The 13331-nt window shown below is 67.9% G+C and carries 13 protein-coding genes; 6 read left to right on the forward strand and 7 right to left on the reverse strand.

The window, feature by feature from the left end:
• Positions 1-181 precede the first annotated feature (181 nt).
• Positions 182-1222, forward strand: a complete 1041-nt coding sequence (locus OHA10_RS15650) for a TAXI family TRAP transporter solute-binding subunit (RefSeq protein WP_371406935.1) — start codon at positions 182-184, stop codon at positions 1220-1222.
• A gap of 104 nt (positions 1223-1326) precedes the next feature.
• Here OHA10_RS15650 and OHA10_RS15655 read toward each other — a convergent pair whose 3' ends face one another.
• A complete protein-coding gene (locus OHA10_RS15655) occupies positions 1327-2670 on the reverse strand; it encodes a sensor histidine kinase (RefSeq protein WP_371406936.1) in 1344 nt (447 codons plus the stop codon).
• Between the two features lie 36 nt (positions 2671-2706).
• A complete protein-coding gene (locus OHA10_RS15660) occupies positions 2707-3372 on the reverse strand; it encodes a response regulator transcription factor (protein ID WP_012918592.1) in 666 nt (221 codons plus the stop codon).
• Positions 3373-3490: 118 nt separating this feature from the next.
• Here OHA10_RS15660 and OHA10_RS15665 point away from each other — a divergent pair, with 118 nt between their 5' ends.
• Both OHA10_RS15665 and OHA10_RS15670 read left to right on the forward strand, forming a co-directional pair.
• The gene (locus OHA10_RS15665) at positions 3491-5500 is read left to right on the forward strand and encodes a TRAP transporter permease (protein WP_371406937.1); all 2010 of its coding nucleotides are present in this window, start codon (positions 3491-3493) and stop codon (positions 5498-5500) included.
• Positions 5497-6462 (forward strand): TAXI family TRAP transporter solute-binding subunit, encoded by a 966-nt coding sequence (locus OHA10_RS15670; protein WP_371406938.1) that lies wholly within the window; start codon positions 5497-5499, stop codon positions 6460-6462. The genes OHA10_RS15665 and OHA10_RS15670 overlap by 4 nt, the downstream gene beginning before the upstream one ends.
• 240 nt (positions 6463-6702) lie before the next feature.
• On the opposite strand, the gene OHA10_RS15675 is transcribed toward OHA10_RS15670, so the two are convergent.
• From OHA10_RS15675 to OHA10_RS15685, 3 genes are all read right to left on the reverse strand, one after another.
• On the reverse strand, positions 6703-7356 hold the full coding sequence (locus tag OHA10_RS15675) for a hypothetical protein (RefSeq protein ID WP_371406939.1): 654 nt from the start codon (positions 7354-7356) through the stop codon (positions 6703-6705).
• Between the two features lie 237 nt (positions 7357-7593).
• Positions 7594-8658, reverse strand: coding sequence for an L-glyceraldehyde 3-phosphate reductase (gene mgrA / locus OHA10_RS15680; protein WP_371406940.1), 1065 nt, complete (start codon positions 8656-8658; stop codon positions 7594-7596).
• A 70-nt stretch (positions 8659-8728) separates the two neighbouring features.
• Positions 8729-9652 carry a phosphotransferase family protein gene (locus OHA10_RS15685; RefSeq protein WP_371406941.1) on the reverse strand — a complete coding sequence of 308 codons (924 nt, stop codon included), beginning with the start codon at positions 9650-9652 and terminating at the stop codon, positions 8729-8731.
• A 117-nt stretch (positions 9653-9769) separates the two neighbouring features.
• On the opposite strand from OHA10_RS15685, the gene OHA10_RS15690 reads away from it, so the two are divergent.
• Positions 9770-10393, forward strand: coding sequence for a flavin reductase family protein (locus OHA10_RS15690; protein WP_371406942.1), 624 nt, complete (start codon positions 9770-9772; stop codon positions 10391-10393).
• Positions 10394-10427: 34 nt separating this feature from the next.
• Here the strand turns inward: OHA10_RS15690 and OHA10_RS15695 are convergent, their stop codons facing one another.
• Positions 10428-11381, reverse strand: coding sequence for a hypothetical protein (locus OHA10_RS15695; RefSeq protein ID WP_371406943.1), 954 nt, complete (start codon positions 11379-11381; stop codon positions 10428-10430).
• A 128-nt stretch (positions 11382-11509) separates the two neighbouring features.
• Here OHA10_RS15695 and OHA10_RS15700 point away from each other — a divergent pair, with 128 nt between their 5' ends.
• On the forward strand, positions 11510-12034 hold the full coding sequence (locus OHA10_RS15700; protein ID WP_371406944.1) for an acyl-CoA thioesterase: 525 nt from the start codon (positions 11510-11512) through the stop codon (positions 12032-12034).
• Positions 12031-12693 (forward strand): potassium channel family protein, encoded by a 663-nt coding sequence (locus OHA10_RS15705; RefSeq protein ID WP_371406945.1) that lies wholly within the window; start codon positions 12031-12033, stop codon positions 12691-12693. The genes OHA10_RS15700 and OHA10_RS15705 overlap by 4 nt, the downstream gene beginning before the upstream one ends.
• On the opposite strand, the gene OHA10_RS15710 is transcribed toward OHA10_RS15705, so the two are convergent.
• Entirely contained in the window at positions 12690-13310 is a 621-nt protein-coding gene (locus OHA10_RS15710) for a TetR/AcrR family transcriptional regulator (RefSeq protein ID WP_371406946.1), read from the reverse strand. The two genes, OHA10_RS15705 and OHA10_RS15710, sit on opposite strands and share 4 nt — an antisense overlap.
• Positions 13311-13331: the final 21 nt, after the last annotated feature.

Raw genomic sequence — 13331 nt, forward strand, 5'->3', positions numbered from 1 at the left:
GATCCTCACGCGGCCGCTACGGCCGCACGGATGACAACGCTGTCACACCTACCCCTGGCCCGTCCAGACGCAGTTTGGCCACGGTATCCAGACCGCATCCAGGCTTACCTGTCGGTAGCGGTTCGGTTGCGGCCGCGGGCACGGCTACCCCGGAGGCCCGGTTGTTGTCTAAGTTGTCTGCATGGATCGCCCCCGCCTGCTGACCCCTGCCCGGCCGACTGGGATGACCAGACGCAGTGTTCTCGGCTTCGGAGCCGCCGCCGCGTCGGCATTGCTGGTGCCCGGCTGCTCCCGCGGCCGTGCGGACGAGCCCGCGCCCGCCGCTGCCGGAACCTTCGTCACCGGCAACCCCGGCGGCGTCTACAACGTCTTCGGCGCGGCGCTCAGCGCGCTGGTGAGCGAAGTCACCGGCATGGAGCTGAAGCCACTGCCGAGCAACGGGTCGGTCGACAACCTGGCCAAGGTCGCGAGCCGGAACGCCGACCTCGGCTTCTGTACGTCGGACACGGCGCTCGCGGCGTACGAGGGCACCGGTCAGTTCAGCAGGGGCCCGCTGCGGTTCACCGCGCTCGCCCGGGTGTACGACAACTACGTGCACGTCGTCGTACCGATGGCCTCGAAGGCCAAGGAGCTGACGGACCTGAATCCGCCCGCGGACGACCCGACGGCGCGCAAGATGGTCGTCAGCGTCGGCCCGCGGAACTCCGGGACCCAGATCATCGCCGACATGATCCTGGACGTCGCCAAGGTCGACGTGAAGCGGGTCAACATGTCGCTGGAGGATTCGGTCGCGGCACTGATCCCGAAGGGCACCGCGACGCGCGGCTCGATCGATGCCTTCATCTGGAGCGGCGGCGTTCCGACAGAGCCGATCGCGCAGCTGCAGAGCACGCTCGGCTTCCGGCTGCTGGACATCGGGAAGTTCGCCCAGACGATCGCGCTGAAGGAGTTCGGCGGGTTCGTGGTGTCGTCGATCCCGCCCTCGCAGTACGGCCTGGCCAGCGCGGTACAGACGCTCGCGGTGCCGAACTACCTGATCGCGAAGCCGGGTCTGTCCGACTCGTGGGCCTGGTGGACGGTCAATACGCTGTTCCGCCGCCAGAACGACCTGATCAAGGACCACCCGGAGGCCGGCGCCCTCGACCCCCGCTCCGCGATCTCCACCATGCCGGTCCCGCTACACCCGGCTGCCGAGCGCTGGTACCGCCAGAACCACATCTGAGCCACCCCGCCCTCCTGGCCGCGGGGACGGTTGTCCCGTGGTGTTGCCGGTTGTCAGGTCTTGTGAGGACGGGAGAACCGGCAAGAGCAGGGGATAACCCCTGGTCAGACGTCGTAGTCGTCGATCAGCGGGACGCGGACCTCGATCACCAGGCCGCCGCCGATCGGCGGGCGGGCGACCACGCGGCCGCCGACGCGGGCCGCCTCGGAGCGGACGATCGCGAGTCCGAGGCCGGTGCCCGGCATCTCCCGGTGGTGCGCGCTACGCCAGAACCGCTCGCCGACCTTCTTGAGGTCCCGTGAGCCGAGCCCGAGACCGTGGTCGCGGACCGACATCACGACCTCGGTGCCGTCCCGGGTGACCGAGACCTCCACCGGCGGGGCGCCGTACTTGGACGCGTTGTCGAGCAGTACGTCGAGGATGTCGTCGACCTCGAGCTCCGGGGCGACTCCGCCCGGGACCATCTCGCCGACGATCAGCTCCAGGTCGTCGGCGGCGTACACAGCCTTCCAGCCGACCAGGCGTTCCTTCACCGCCTGGGCGAGGTCCAGCGGCTCTTCGTTGCCTTCGGCATCGGCTGCCGAGGGGCGGTCGGAGCCGGCCAGGCGGGACAGCCGCTGGACGATCCGGCCGAGCCGGTCGATGTCGCTGAGCGCGAACCGCGCGGTCGGCGACAACCGGGACAGGCCCTCGATGTGGATCCGGGCCGACGTCAACGGCGTACGCAGCTGGTGCGACGCGTCCGCGACGAATTCGCGCTCACGCTGGCGGGCCTGGTGCAGGCTCAGCGCCATCGAGTTGAAGCTGTCGCCGAGGCGACGCAGCTCCGGTGCACGACCGTCCGTGGACACCCGGGTGTCGAGTGCGCCGCGGGTGATCTGGTGGGTCGCGTTGTCGAGGTCCTGCAGCGGCCGCAGCACCCAGCGGGTGATCGGCCGGACGATACCGACGATGATCGCGCCGATGCTGATCAGCAGGCCGCCGAGGAGCAGCAGCAGTCCACGCTGCACCTGGTCGCGGGCGCTCTCGGTCGGCACCCGCAGTACGGCGGCACCGAGGACGCTGCCGTTGTTGACGACCGGACGGGACACGATCATCTCGCCGGAACGCCACGGCCACAGCGCGGGCGGCTCCGGCGGCAGCCGGCCGGCCAGCGTGCTGTGCAGCGCGGACGCGATGTCCGGCTCCTTCACGTCCACACCGGACACCGAGGTGGCCACGACGCGGGAGTCGACGTCGACGACGAAGACGGGCGTGTTGTACAGCTCCTGGTACCGGACTGCCAGCTCACGCAGGTTGGCGATGTCACCGGTCTGCAGCGGGGACTCCGCCATGGTGGCGAACCAGTCCGCGTCGTTGCTCCGGGACAGGAACAGCGTGCGCGACGTACTCGTGGCGATGAAGTTCGCCAGCGGGATCACGGCGACGATGGCCAGTGCGACCACCATCGGGACGAGGGACTGCAGTAATCGACGGCGCAACGGTCAGTCCGAACCCAGGCGGTAGCCGACGCCGCGGATGGTCTGCACCAGTTCTGGCCGGCCGAGCTTCGCGCGCAGGCTGGCGACGTGGACGTCCATGGTTCGCGAGGACGCCTCGAAGACCGACTGCCAGGCGTACAGCGCGACCTGTTCGCGGGGGACCACCCGGCCGTGGTGAGCGGCCAGCACTGCTAGCACGTCGAACTCCTTGCGGGTCAGGCTGATGGGCTTGTCCGCCACCTGAACCGTGCGGGCTTCGATATCCACGGTCAGGTCGCCGACGGTCACCCGGGGGCGGGGCTGCAAGAGACCGGTACGACGTAGTACAGCATCGATGCGGGCCAGCAGTTCGGAAATCGCGAACGGTTTGACCACATAGTCGTCGGCGCCGCTGCGCAACCCGCGCACCCGGTCCGCGGCCTCGCCGCGCGCGGTCACCGCGATCACCGGCACATCGGAGACCGTGCGGATCTGCCGGCAGACGTTGATGCCGTCCCCGTCCGGCAGTCCAAGGTCCAGCAGGACCAGGTCGCCGGGATCCGCCGCCAGGGCGTCCGCGGCGGTGCGAACGTGCGTCACCATCAGGCCGTAGCGCCGCAAAGCGGGTATCAGGGCATTGGCGATATCGAGATCGTCCTCGACCAGCAGAATCCGGACCGCGCCACTCATGCGGTGATCGTAGGCCAGGTCACGCCCTCATGTGTCAGATCTTGGTAAAGACGTAATCACGCGACTCCACGCAGTGTTCGGCAACATTAGCCTTCCGGACACAGGAGGGAACCAGTCGATGACTGTCGGTGTTGGCACGGGGGGCAGCGTCACCGCGCCCTCCGACGAAGAGCTGGCCGAGTACGAGCAGGAACGCCCGGCTCGGCGGCTCAGGCCTGCTCTGGACCTGATTCTTTCGGTCTGGTGCGCAATCGTCAGCGTCGGCGTGCTTGCACAGGTCTTCTTCCCACTACCACAAGGCACGCAGTTCTACTTGGTGATCTTTCTCGCAGCGGTTCTGCCGATCACGCTGCTGTGTTACCGCGGCTTTCGTCTTCCCGGCAAGGATCGCACGCATGACGATCCCGGAGTCGTCGACTGGATCCTCGCCGTCATCGCGTTGGCGGTGTGCCTCTATCCGCTCCTCGATTTCGACGCTTACCTGGAGCGGCGTCAGGCGCCGACCGCGCTGGACGTGGTCGCCGGAGCGGTGCTGCTCGTGCTGCTGCTCGAGGCGTGCCGTCGTACGACGGGCTGGGTGCTGCCGGTGTTCAGCCTGGTGTTCATCGCCTACGCGTACTACGGCGGCTACCTGCCGTACACGTGGTCGCTCGCCCACCAGGGCTTCAACTTCGACGCGATCATCGCGCAGTTCACGATGGGGACGGCGGGGTTCTACGGGACACCGTTGAGCGTCGCGGCGTCGTACATCGTGCTGTTCACGATCTACGGCGCGGTGCTCGACTACTCGGGCGCCGGCAAGTTCTTCATCGACCTCTCCTTCGCGGCCTTCAAACGCAGTCGTACTGCGCCTGGTCGCACGGTCACGCTCGCGGGCTTCCTGCTCGGCAGCGTGTCGGGCTCCGGTACGGCGACCGCCGTGTCGCTCGGAACCGTGTCGTGGCCGATCCTGCGCCGGGCCGGCTATCCGCCCGAACCGGCCGGCGGAATGCTCGCCGCATCCGGGATCGGCGCGATCCTGTCGCCGCCCACGCTCGGCGCGGCGGCATTCATCATCGCGGAGTTCCTGCAGGTGTCGTACCTGAAGGTGCTCGGGTTCGCGGTGATCCCGACGATCCTGTACTACCTCGGGATCCTGCTCGCGATCGAGATCGACGCCCGCAAGCACGGGACGACCTCGGCGGAGACGTCTACGGATTCGGCCTGGCGGTTGCTGCTGCGGTTCGGGTACCACTTCCTCTCGTTGTTCGTGATCATCGCGTTCATGGCGGTCGACGTACCGCCGTTCAAGGCCGTGGTCTACGCGGTGATCATCCAGTTCGGGTTGTCGTTCCTGGACCGTGAGCATCGGCTGACCGGTCGGCCGTTGTTCAAAGCGCTTGCCCAGGGCACCCGTTCGGTGCTGCCGGTGGCGGCGACCTGTGCGACCGCGGGCGTGATCGTCGCGGTGACCACGCAGACCGGGCTCGGGCTGAACCTGGCCGAGATCATCGTCAACGCCGCGCACGGACTGACCACGAATCCGACCGCGGTGCTGATTCTGACCGTGGTGCTGTCCGGGTTCGCCGTACTGATCCTCGGGCTGGCGGTGCCGGTGACCGCGTCGTTCATCATCGCGGCGGTGATCATCTCGCCGGCGCTGGTCAACCTCGGCGTGACGCAGCGCGAGGCGTACATGTTCATCTTCTACTACGCCGTACTCTCCGAGGTCTCACCGCCGACCGCACTGGCCGCGGTGGCGACGGCCGCGATCACCGGCGGCAAGGTGATGCCGACGATGTGGCAGGCTTGGAAGTACACGCTCCCGGCGTTCCTGGTGCCGTTCGCGTTCGTGCTCACCGACAACGGCGCCCACCTGCTCGGTCAGGGATCGTTCATCGGGATGGTGTGGACGACGCTGGTGTCGATGCTCGCCGTCGCCGCGCTGGCCGTCGTGACCGGCGGCTGGGTGTTCGTCCGCGCGACCTGGCTCGAGCGAGCGGTCTGCGTACCGGCGGCGGCGTTGCTGCTGTACCTCGCGCCCGTAACCATCACGGCCGGAATCTGTTTGCTACTTGTTGCCGTCGTCATCAATCTGGTCCGGCGGCAGCGCCAGGCCTCTTCCGTGGAAGGAACCGTTGCCTCATGAGACTCCGCACCACTGTTGTGGCGCTTGCTGCTGTCGTCTCGCTGGCCGCCTGCGGCGGTCAGCGTGAACCTGCCGGGTCCTCGGACGGCGGCGGGCGACTGACGATTGCCACCGGCAACACGACGGGGGTGTACTACCAGCTCGGCGGTGCGCTGGCCTCGGTGATCTCCTCGAAGGTGTCGGGATATCGCGCGACCGCCAGCGAGACCGGTGCCTCGGTGCAGAACATCCAGGGTCTGGTCGCGGGCAACTACGACATCGCCTTCTCGCTCGGCGACTCCGCGTCGGACGCGGTCAAGGGTGAGAACAGCTTCAAGGACAAGCAGGACGTGGTCGCGCTGACCCGGCTGTACAACAACTACACGCAGGTCGCCGTCCGGACGTCGGCCGGGGTCAACTCGATCGCGGATCTGAAGGGCAAGCGGGTCTCGACCGGTTCGCCGAACTCCGGGACCGAGGTGATCGCGCGCCGGCTGCTGGAGGCGGCGGGGCTGGACCCGGCTCACGATGTGACTGCCCAGCGGCTCGGGCTGCCGGAGTCGGTGGACGCGATGAAGTCCGGCTCGATCGACGCTCTGGTCTGGTCCGGCGGTCTGCCCACCGGCGGGATCACCGACCTGACCACGAGTATGGGCAAGGGCGTGAAGCTCTTGCCGATCACGGATCTGCTGCCGAAAATGCAGGAGAAGTACGGCTCGATCTACACGCAGGCGCCGATCCCGGCCGCGACGTACAAGCAGGCGGCCGACGTACCGACGATCGTCGTGCCGAACGTGCTGCTGGTCCGCAAGGACATGAAGGACGAGCTCGCCGAGCAGCTGACGAAGGTCATCTACGACAACATGGATGCGCTGGTCGCGGTGAACGCGGCCGCGAAGGGCATCACGCTCGAGAACGCGGAGAAGACCGACCCGGTGCCGCTGCACCCCGGCGCGAAGAAGGCGATCGACGGGCTGAAATAGCAGCTTGCCGGTTTACGAGTGGGCACCGGACCCCAAGGGGTCCGGACCGGCTCGTGACCAGCTCACAGACCGTCCTCCCCCGCACACCAGGCGCAGCGGGGGAGGACGCAGGGCCCGTCTCCGCACTCCAGGCGCAGCGGTGACGGGACCGATGCCGGCCCCACAACCAGGCGCAGTGAGTGCCGGCAGACCGGGTCCACCCAGCGGAGGCATCCGTCAGGTGGGCCCGGTCACCTTTGTCTAGTGGGGTTTGTCCTCGTGCGGCATCGCCGTTCCGTACAGGTAGTGCGACAGCGCGGAGTCGCGCTTGGGGTGGGCGTGGTACTTGATCGGAACCACGCGTCCCTCGGCGCTGTCCCACGCGGTGTCGGCCATCCGCCACATGCGGTGCGCGATCCGGCCGGCCATGCCGGTGTGCGGGGAGGACGGGTGCGCGCGGGTCGGCGCGACCTCCTCCGCCTCCAGCAGGTCCTCGGTCAGCGTGTTCACGTCGGAGCCGTCGAGCTGCTCACAGATCTGCCGGCTGTACGTCGCCTCCATCTGCTCGTGCTCGCCGAGTAGCCGGTCGATGTGCTGCCACAGGTCGCCGTGCTGGAGATGCACGAAACGACTGTCGCCGTACTGCCGTCCTTTGAGGAAGCGCAGCGAGCGCTCCAGTTCCTTGGCGTTGCCGACGTACCTGGTGACCATGGCTGCGCCGTCAGGAAGACGCCGGACGTGCGGGAGGAGCACGTCTTCCGCGGCCGCCAGGTGCTGTGCGGCGATGGCGTAGAACCAGTCCGTCTGGTGCCTGTGCTCAGGGTGGGCCGCATCCCGGTGATGCGCCGGCTCGGCCAGCTCCCGGATCTTCGCGTGTTCGTAGGTCAGGGCCATTTCGAGCGTCGAAGCGGTCATCTCAACCACCTCCAGGGGGTCTACTCCAGCGTGTGCCCAACCCGGCAGGACCGCAACCACCCGACCCCGCTCCGTAACCTTCCGGCAAGGCTGGCGAGCTCGACGGCTCCGCGGACAGCTGTGCTCGGACGACGAAGCGCCCGCCGCAAGGGGTACGGCGGGCGCTTCAGCTCGGTCAGCTACGGGGCTGGTGAGGTGCGGGCTGGTGAGGTGTCGGCTGGTGAGGTGCGGAGCTGGTCAGCTGTCCGAGCTCTTCTTCCAGAGGTTGATGCCGGCTTCCACCGCGTCGGCGTCGATGGCCTCGAGCTCCTCGGGGGAGAACTTCAGGTTGCGGACCGCGGCCAGGTTGTCCTCGAGCTGGGCGACGCTCGAGGCGCCGATCAGCGCGCTGGTGACGCGGTCGTCGCGGAGCGTCCACGCAAGGGCCAACTGGGCGACGGACTGGCCGCGCTCCTGGGCGATCTCGTTGAGGGCGCGGACGTGCTTGAGCGTGTCCTCGGTCAGCGAGTCCGGGCTCAGCGACTTGCCCTGCGCTGCCCGGGAGTCCGACGGGATGCCGTCGAGGTAGCGGTCCGTGAGCACGCCCTGCGCCAGCGGCGAGAACGCGATCACGCCGACACCGAGCTCGCCGACGGCGTCGAGCAGGTCTTCCTCGATCCATCGGTTGAGCATCGAGTAGGAAGGCTGGTGGATGAGCAGCGGCGTACCGAGCTCGCCCAGGATCCGGGCAGCCTCGCGGGTGCGATCCGCGGAGTACGACGAAATTCCGGCGTACAGCGCCTTGCCCGAGCGGACCGCCGCGTCGAGCGCGCCCATCGTCTCCTCGAGCGGGGTGTCGGGGTCGAACCGGTGCGAGTAGAAGATGTCGACGTAGTCCAGGCCCATCCGGCTCAACGACTGGTCGAGCGAGGCGAGCAGGTACTTCCGCGAGCCGCCGCCCTGACCGTACGGCCCCGGCCACATGTCGTACCCGGCCTTGGTCGAGATGATCAGCTCGTCGCGGTACTTGCTGAAGTCCCGCGCGAAGTGCGTCCCGAAGTTGGTCTCGGCCGAGCCGTACGGCGGGCCGTAGTTGTTCGCCAGGTCGAAGTGCGTGACGCCGAGGTCGAACGCCCGCCGCAGGATGTCGCGCTGCGTCACGAACGGCTTGTCGTCGCCGAAGTTGTGCCACAACCCCAGCGAGATCGCCGGCAACAGCAGCCCACTCCGGCCCGTCCGCCGGTAACTCATCTGGTCGTCATACCGGCCTTCAGCCGCCACATAATCAGTCACGGGACCCCAGTCTGCCCCATCCCCAACCATTCGCAAACCCCTTGTTTTCAAGCAGAAACTCCACAACTGACACCAAGAACCCAGCCTTCTTGATCGGTGGTCAGGTGAGGTCGCGCCAGGGGTCGGGTGGGGTGGTGGTGAAGAAGTGGAGGATGCCGAGGAGGCGGCCGGCGGTGGGAGCGGTCCAGTGGCGTTGTCCCGGCCACGGTGGGGCAGGGAGTTTGGCGAGCGCCCAGGAGAGGTGGAACCAGAGGATCGCGGCGGCCAGCTCCTCCTCGGAGTCGGGGGACTGTTGGGCGTACGCGGGGAGCAGCTTGGTCACCTGGTTCAGCGGGAGCTTGGCGAACTCCATCGCGCGTGGGGCCCAGGCGGCGTCGCCCCAGTCGATGAGGGCGCGGAGTTCGTTGCCGGGGCCGACGAGAAGGTTGTGCGCGGCAACGTCTCCGTGGATCAGCACCTTGGGAGCGCTGTCGTCGAAGCGCTCCGCGAGCCGGGTGAACCAGCCGGTCAGCCAGTTCGCCGTCGCCGGATCCACATACCCGCGGGTGGCGAGATCGTCGACGATCCGCCACGGATCACCCCAGTCATCCTCCGGCACCCCTGGGATCGCCACGCTGAGCCCGGGCTTCCCGGGCACTCCGGGTATCGCTGGGCCGGGCCCGGGCAGCTCGGGTGTCAGGGTGGGGTCGGGGGTGTGCTGGAGCTGGTGGAGGCGGGTCAGTTGTTCGGCCAGGGCGGTGGGGGCGTCGGTTGGTTCGGCGCCGTGGATTCGTTGCATCACGACGTACGGAGCGGCCAGGAGTTGGTGGGTCTCGTCGTATTCGAGGATTTCGGGGGTCAGGACGCCTACGAGGCGGGCGGCGGGGACGACGTGGGTTTCTTTGCGGAGGTCGGCCTCGTAGCCGGGGCGGGATGCCCGGAGGAACAGGTCGTCGCCGAGGACGAAGGCGCGGTTGGCGACACCGCCCGCTACCTCTTTCACCTGGCCGGGGTCGATGTCGTGGCGGCGGGCGACAGTGGTCACCTGGTGCAGGAAATCGTGATGCTCGGGCAATCCACTTCTCCGTCGCGCGCGGGAGTCGCCGGCCGGATCCGCGAGGCGGAGTGGGGCGGCATCCACCGAGTTTGATGTACTGCGGGCGTGCGTGTCGATGTAGATCCGGAGACCGTCGGGCGACGAGAGTTCTACGCGCTGCTGAACTCGGTGGTGGTGCCGCGACCGATCGCGTGGGTGTCGAGCCGCTCGGCCGACGGTGTGCTGAACCTCGCGCCGCACTCGTTCTTCACCGTCTCGTGCGTCAGACCGCCGATGGTGCAGTTCACCTCGGTCGGGCGGAAGGACAGCCTGAACAACGTCGAGGCGACCGGCGAGTTCGTGGTGAACTTCGCCGCGGAGCCGCTCTACGAGCAGGTGAACGCGTCCGGTACGAACTTCCCGCCGGAGGTCTCCGAGTTCGAGGCGATCGGCGTGACCACCGAACCGTCGCGAAGGGTCTCCGTCCCTCGCGTCGCGGAGTCGCCGGTCGCGATCGAGTGCACCCTGCACACCACCCTCGAACTCGGCGACTGCACGCTCGTGATCGGTCAGGTCCGGCAGATTGCGATCGATGCCGCGATGATGGACGGCGATCACCCCGAGGTACGTCGGCTCCGCCCGCTCGCCCGGCTCGGCAAGGACGAGTGGAGCACGCTGGGCGAGGTCCGCTCGATCACCCGCATCCGTCACTCCGACTGGCCTGGTCACTTCACACCTCCTGGTAGCTGAACGATGTCGAATTGGTTGCTCAGGGCACCTGTCATCACAGCGACCGCGACGGCAGGTCCGACGCGGCCAGGACCTTGGTGAGGGTCTCGAGCTCACGGGACAACCGCAATGGGGTGTAGTCCGGCGACACCGTCGTCGCCGGGAGCCAACGGAAGTCGGGCGTCACCATGAACACCTCCGGCGACAGCGGTCCGGGGTCGTGGGCGTGGCTGCGGGCCGCGACGTTGAGCAGCAGACCCAGCGCCGGGATGACCGACAGGTCCCGGATCACGTGCAGCATGAGCGTGTCCCGGGCCGGCACAGCCGCGAGCACGCCGTGTGGTGCACGGTCCACATGAAGGGACTCGCGGAGAACGGTGTCGAGCACGAGCGCGCGTGAGGCGGCGAACGGCGTCCCGGTCACGAAGTCGACCTGCAGGTCTTCGTGTTGGACATGCTCGACGTGGTCGGTCAGCCTGCGGAGGTTGGCGAGGCCGAACCGCTCGGCGTCCGTCCAGGTGATGCCCATATCGGCCGGCTCGAGGAACATCGTCACGATCCCGTCGTCGGTGGTGGACGGAACGGACAGCAGACCGGGCAGGAAGTCGGGCCGGTCCGCAGTCCAGCCGGCAGGCAACGCGTCGCGCGGGACGAGGCGCTGGATCAGCTCGCGCTCTGGATCTGTCGGTGGTGTCGGTGGACCTTGCCGGAGCTGCTCCAGCAGTTGGCTGAAATGCTCGTCGACGAGCACCGGCCAGCTGTCCTCGTCGAACTGGGCGACGATGCGGGCGAGGTTGCTCAGCCCGAGCACAGGGGTATCGGTGGAGCGATCGGCCGGGACCAGGGCCGCGCCGCCCTGGTAGGCGAGATCGAGCCCGAGCCGGGTCGCGGTGGACAGGGCGAGCTGCACGAGTCGGCCGGCCTGGCGGCGGGAGAGTGGGGTCAGGGTCGGGTCGGGGCGGGCGGAGTTGTTGCCCTGGGCATATTCGGTGGCTGCGTCGATGGTCATCGTGATCCTCCTTCTCGGCAGAGAAAGTACGAGGATCGGACCTCGCCGGAGACCGCGATTCCGAACCTGTGGACAAACTCCCCGGGATACGCTGCGCAGATCCGTCACGGGAGCCCGAAGGAGCCTTAATGTCCAGCAGCCCGTCGTCGCGGCCGACCTCCGAGACCCGGCTGTCGCTGTCGCACATCACCGCGCAGAACGAGACCAACCTGCTCGGGACCGTGCATGGCGGCGTGATCATGACGCTGGTCGACTCGGTCGCCGGCGTGGTCGCCGCCCGGCACTCGGGTGGGCCCGCGGTCACGGCGTCGATGGACGAAATGGTCTTCCTGGTGCCGGTCCGCGTCGGTGACGTCGTGCACTTCAGCGCCCAGGTGAACTGGACCGGACGCAGCTCGATGGAGGTCGGCGTCCGGATCACGGCCGATCGGTGGGACGCGGTGGGTCCGCAGATGCATGTCGCTTCCGCTTACCTGGTGTTCGTCGCGGTCGACGAGGAGGGCAAACCGCGCGAGGTGCCGCAGGTCGTGCCGGTGACCGACGAGGACCGGCGCCGGTTGCGCGAGGCCGAGATCCGGCGCAGTCACCGGCTGGCCCGCCGTGCCGCCATCATCGCCTCCCGCGAACAGTCGGATGAAGAAGGCGACCGATGACGCTCCTCGGCAGTGCCCGGCGGAACCCGTCCGCGGTGCTGCTCGTGGTCCAGTTGCTGGGCGTGCTGATCTACCCGGCGATGGAAGGATCGCGGCCGGGTCGCGTCGCGTTCGAGATCCTCGGCATCGTCGTACTCGTGCTCGCGGTCTTCTCGGTCCGCTCGACTCCGGGACTCACCTGGGTCAGCATCTGTCTGGGCATTCCGGCCGTCGCGCTGTCGTTGCTCGACGCGTTCGATCCGACCGATCCGGTGGTCGCGATCTCCGCCCTACTGCATGCCGCGTTCTACTTCTACGCGGCGTACAGCCTGCTTCGCTACATGTTGTCCGATCATGACGTCAGCGTGGACGAGTTGTTCGCGACCGGTGCGACGTTCACGTTGGTGGCTTGGGGTTTCGCCTATCTGTACGTGTTCGTCCAGGTGATCGTGCCCGGCAGCTTCACCGCGGCTGTTGCGCCAAGCAACGATCGGACCTGGATGGAGCTGCTCTTCCTGAGCTTCACCACCCTGTCCAGCACCGGTCTGAGCGATGTCGTCCCGATCACCTCATGGGGTCGATCGGTGGTGATGATCGAGCAGTTGGCCGGTCTCGGGTACGTCGCCATGGTCGTGTCCCGTCTCGTCGGCCTCACGCTCACGAAGCGCAGCAACAGCTAGATCCGAGGCCAGCCGGCCAGCAGATCAGCTGCTGCTCGCGCGGCAACCTCAGGCGCCTCGGTCATCGCGGCGACCCGATAGCTGACGAGCGCTCCCTCGTGGAGCAGCAGCAGACGAGCAGCCAGCTCATCCGGATCCGCGAAGCCGGCCGCCCGCGCCTGCGCTTCGAACTCGGATCGCATCCACCGCTTCTGACCAACGATCACCGGCATCGCCGGGTGGTCCGGCGCCGCCAGCTCCACGCTCGCGTTGATGAACCCGCACCCGTTCCGCGACCCGGCGAGCCAGTCGGTCAGCGCTGCGAACAGGGCCAGGATCACCTCTTCCGGTGACGCCGGCTGCCGCGCGGTCAGCTGCTCGTCGAGGAACAAGTGCCAGGCACGGTCCCGCTCCTCGAGGTACGCCGCGATCAGCCGGTCCTTCGACCCGAACCGGTCGTACAACGTCTTCTTGGTCACGTCCGCCGCCGCAGCGATCGCATCGACCCCGACCGTCCGGATGCCCTGCTCATAGAAGAGCGTCGACGCGGCCTGCAGAATGCGCTCGCCGGCGGGCGTCAACCGGGGCGCCGCAGGCACCTGCCGGTCGACGATCAGTCTCACCTGCTGGTCAAGCATACTGACAGTATACCGACCGGT

The sequence above is a fragment of the Kribbella sp. NBC_00662 genome (genome assembly GCF_041430295.1).
Taxonomy (GTDB): domain Bacteria; phylum Actinomycetota; class Actinomycetes; order Propionibacteriales; family Kribbellaceae; genus Kribbella.

What these genes read in the sequence shown, in the direction of transcription:
- OHA10_RS15650 (WP_371406935.1), top strand. Translation starts at nt 182, where the DNA reads ATGGATCGCCCCCGCCTGCTGACCCCTGCCCGGCCGACTGGGATGACC.
- OHA10_RS15675 (WP_371406939.1), bottom strand. Translation starts at nt 7,356, where the DNA reads ATGACCGCTTCGACGCTCGAAATGGCCCTGACCTACGAACACGCGAAG.
- OHA10_RS15705 (WP_371406945.1), top strand. Translation starts at nt 12,031, where the DNA reads ATGACGCTCCTCGGCAGTGCCCGGCGGAACCCGTCCGCGGTGCTGCTC.
- OHA10_RS15710 (WP_371406946.1), bottom strand. Translation starts at nt 13,310, where the DNA reads ATGCTTGACCAGCAGGTGAGACTGATCGTCGACCGGCAGGTGCCTGCG.
- OHA10_RS15695 (WP_371406943.1), bottom strand. Translation starts at nt 11,381, where the DNA reads ATGACCATCGACGCAGCCACCGAATATGCCCAGGGCAACAACTCCGCC.
- OHA10_RS15665 (WP_371406937.1), top strand. Translation starts at nt 3,491, where the DNA reads ATGACTGTCGGTGTTGGCACGGGGGGCAGCGTCACCGCGCCCTCCGAC.
- OHA10_RS15655 (WP_371406936.1), bottom strand. Translation starts at nt 2,670, where the DNA reads ATGGTGGTCGCACTGGCCATCGTCGCCGTGATCCCGCTGGCGAACTTC.
- mgrA (WP_371406940.1), bottom strand. Translation starts at nt 8,658, where the DNA reads ATGGTTGGGGATGGGGCAGACTGGGGTCCCGTGACTGATTATGTGGCG.
- OHA10_RS15670 (WP_371406938.1), top strand. Translation starts at nt 5,497, where the DNA reads ATGAGACTCCGCACCACTGTTGTGGCGCTTGCTGCTGTCGTCTCGCTG.
- OHA10_RS15660 (WP_012918592.1), bottom strand. Translation starts at nt 3,372, where the DNA reads ATGAGTGGCGCGGTCCGGATTCTGCTGGTCGAGGACGATCTCGATATC.
- OHA10_RS15700 (WP_371406944.1), top strand. Translation starts at nt 11,510, where the DNA reads ATGTCCAGCAGCCCGTCGTCGCGGCCGACCTCCGAGACCCGGCTGTCG.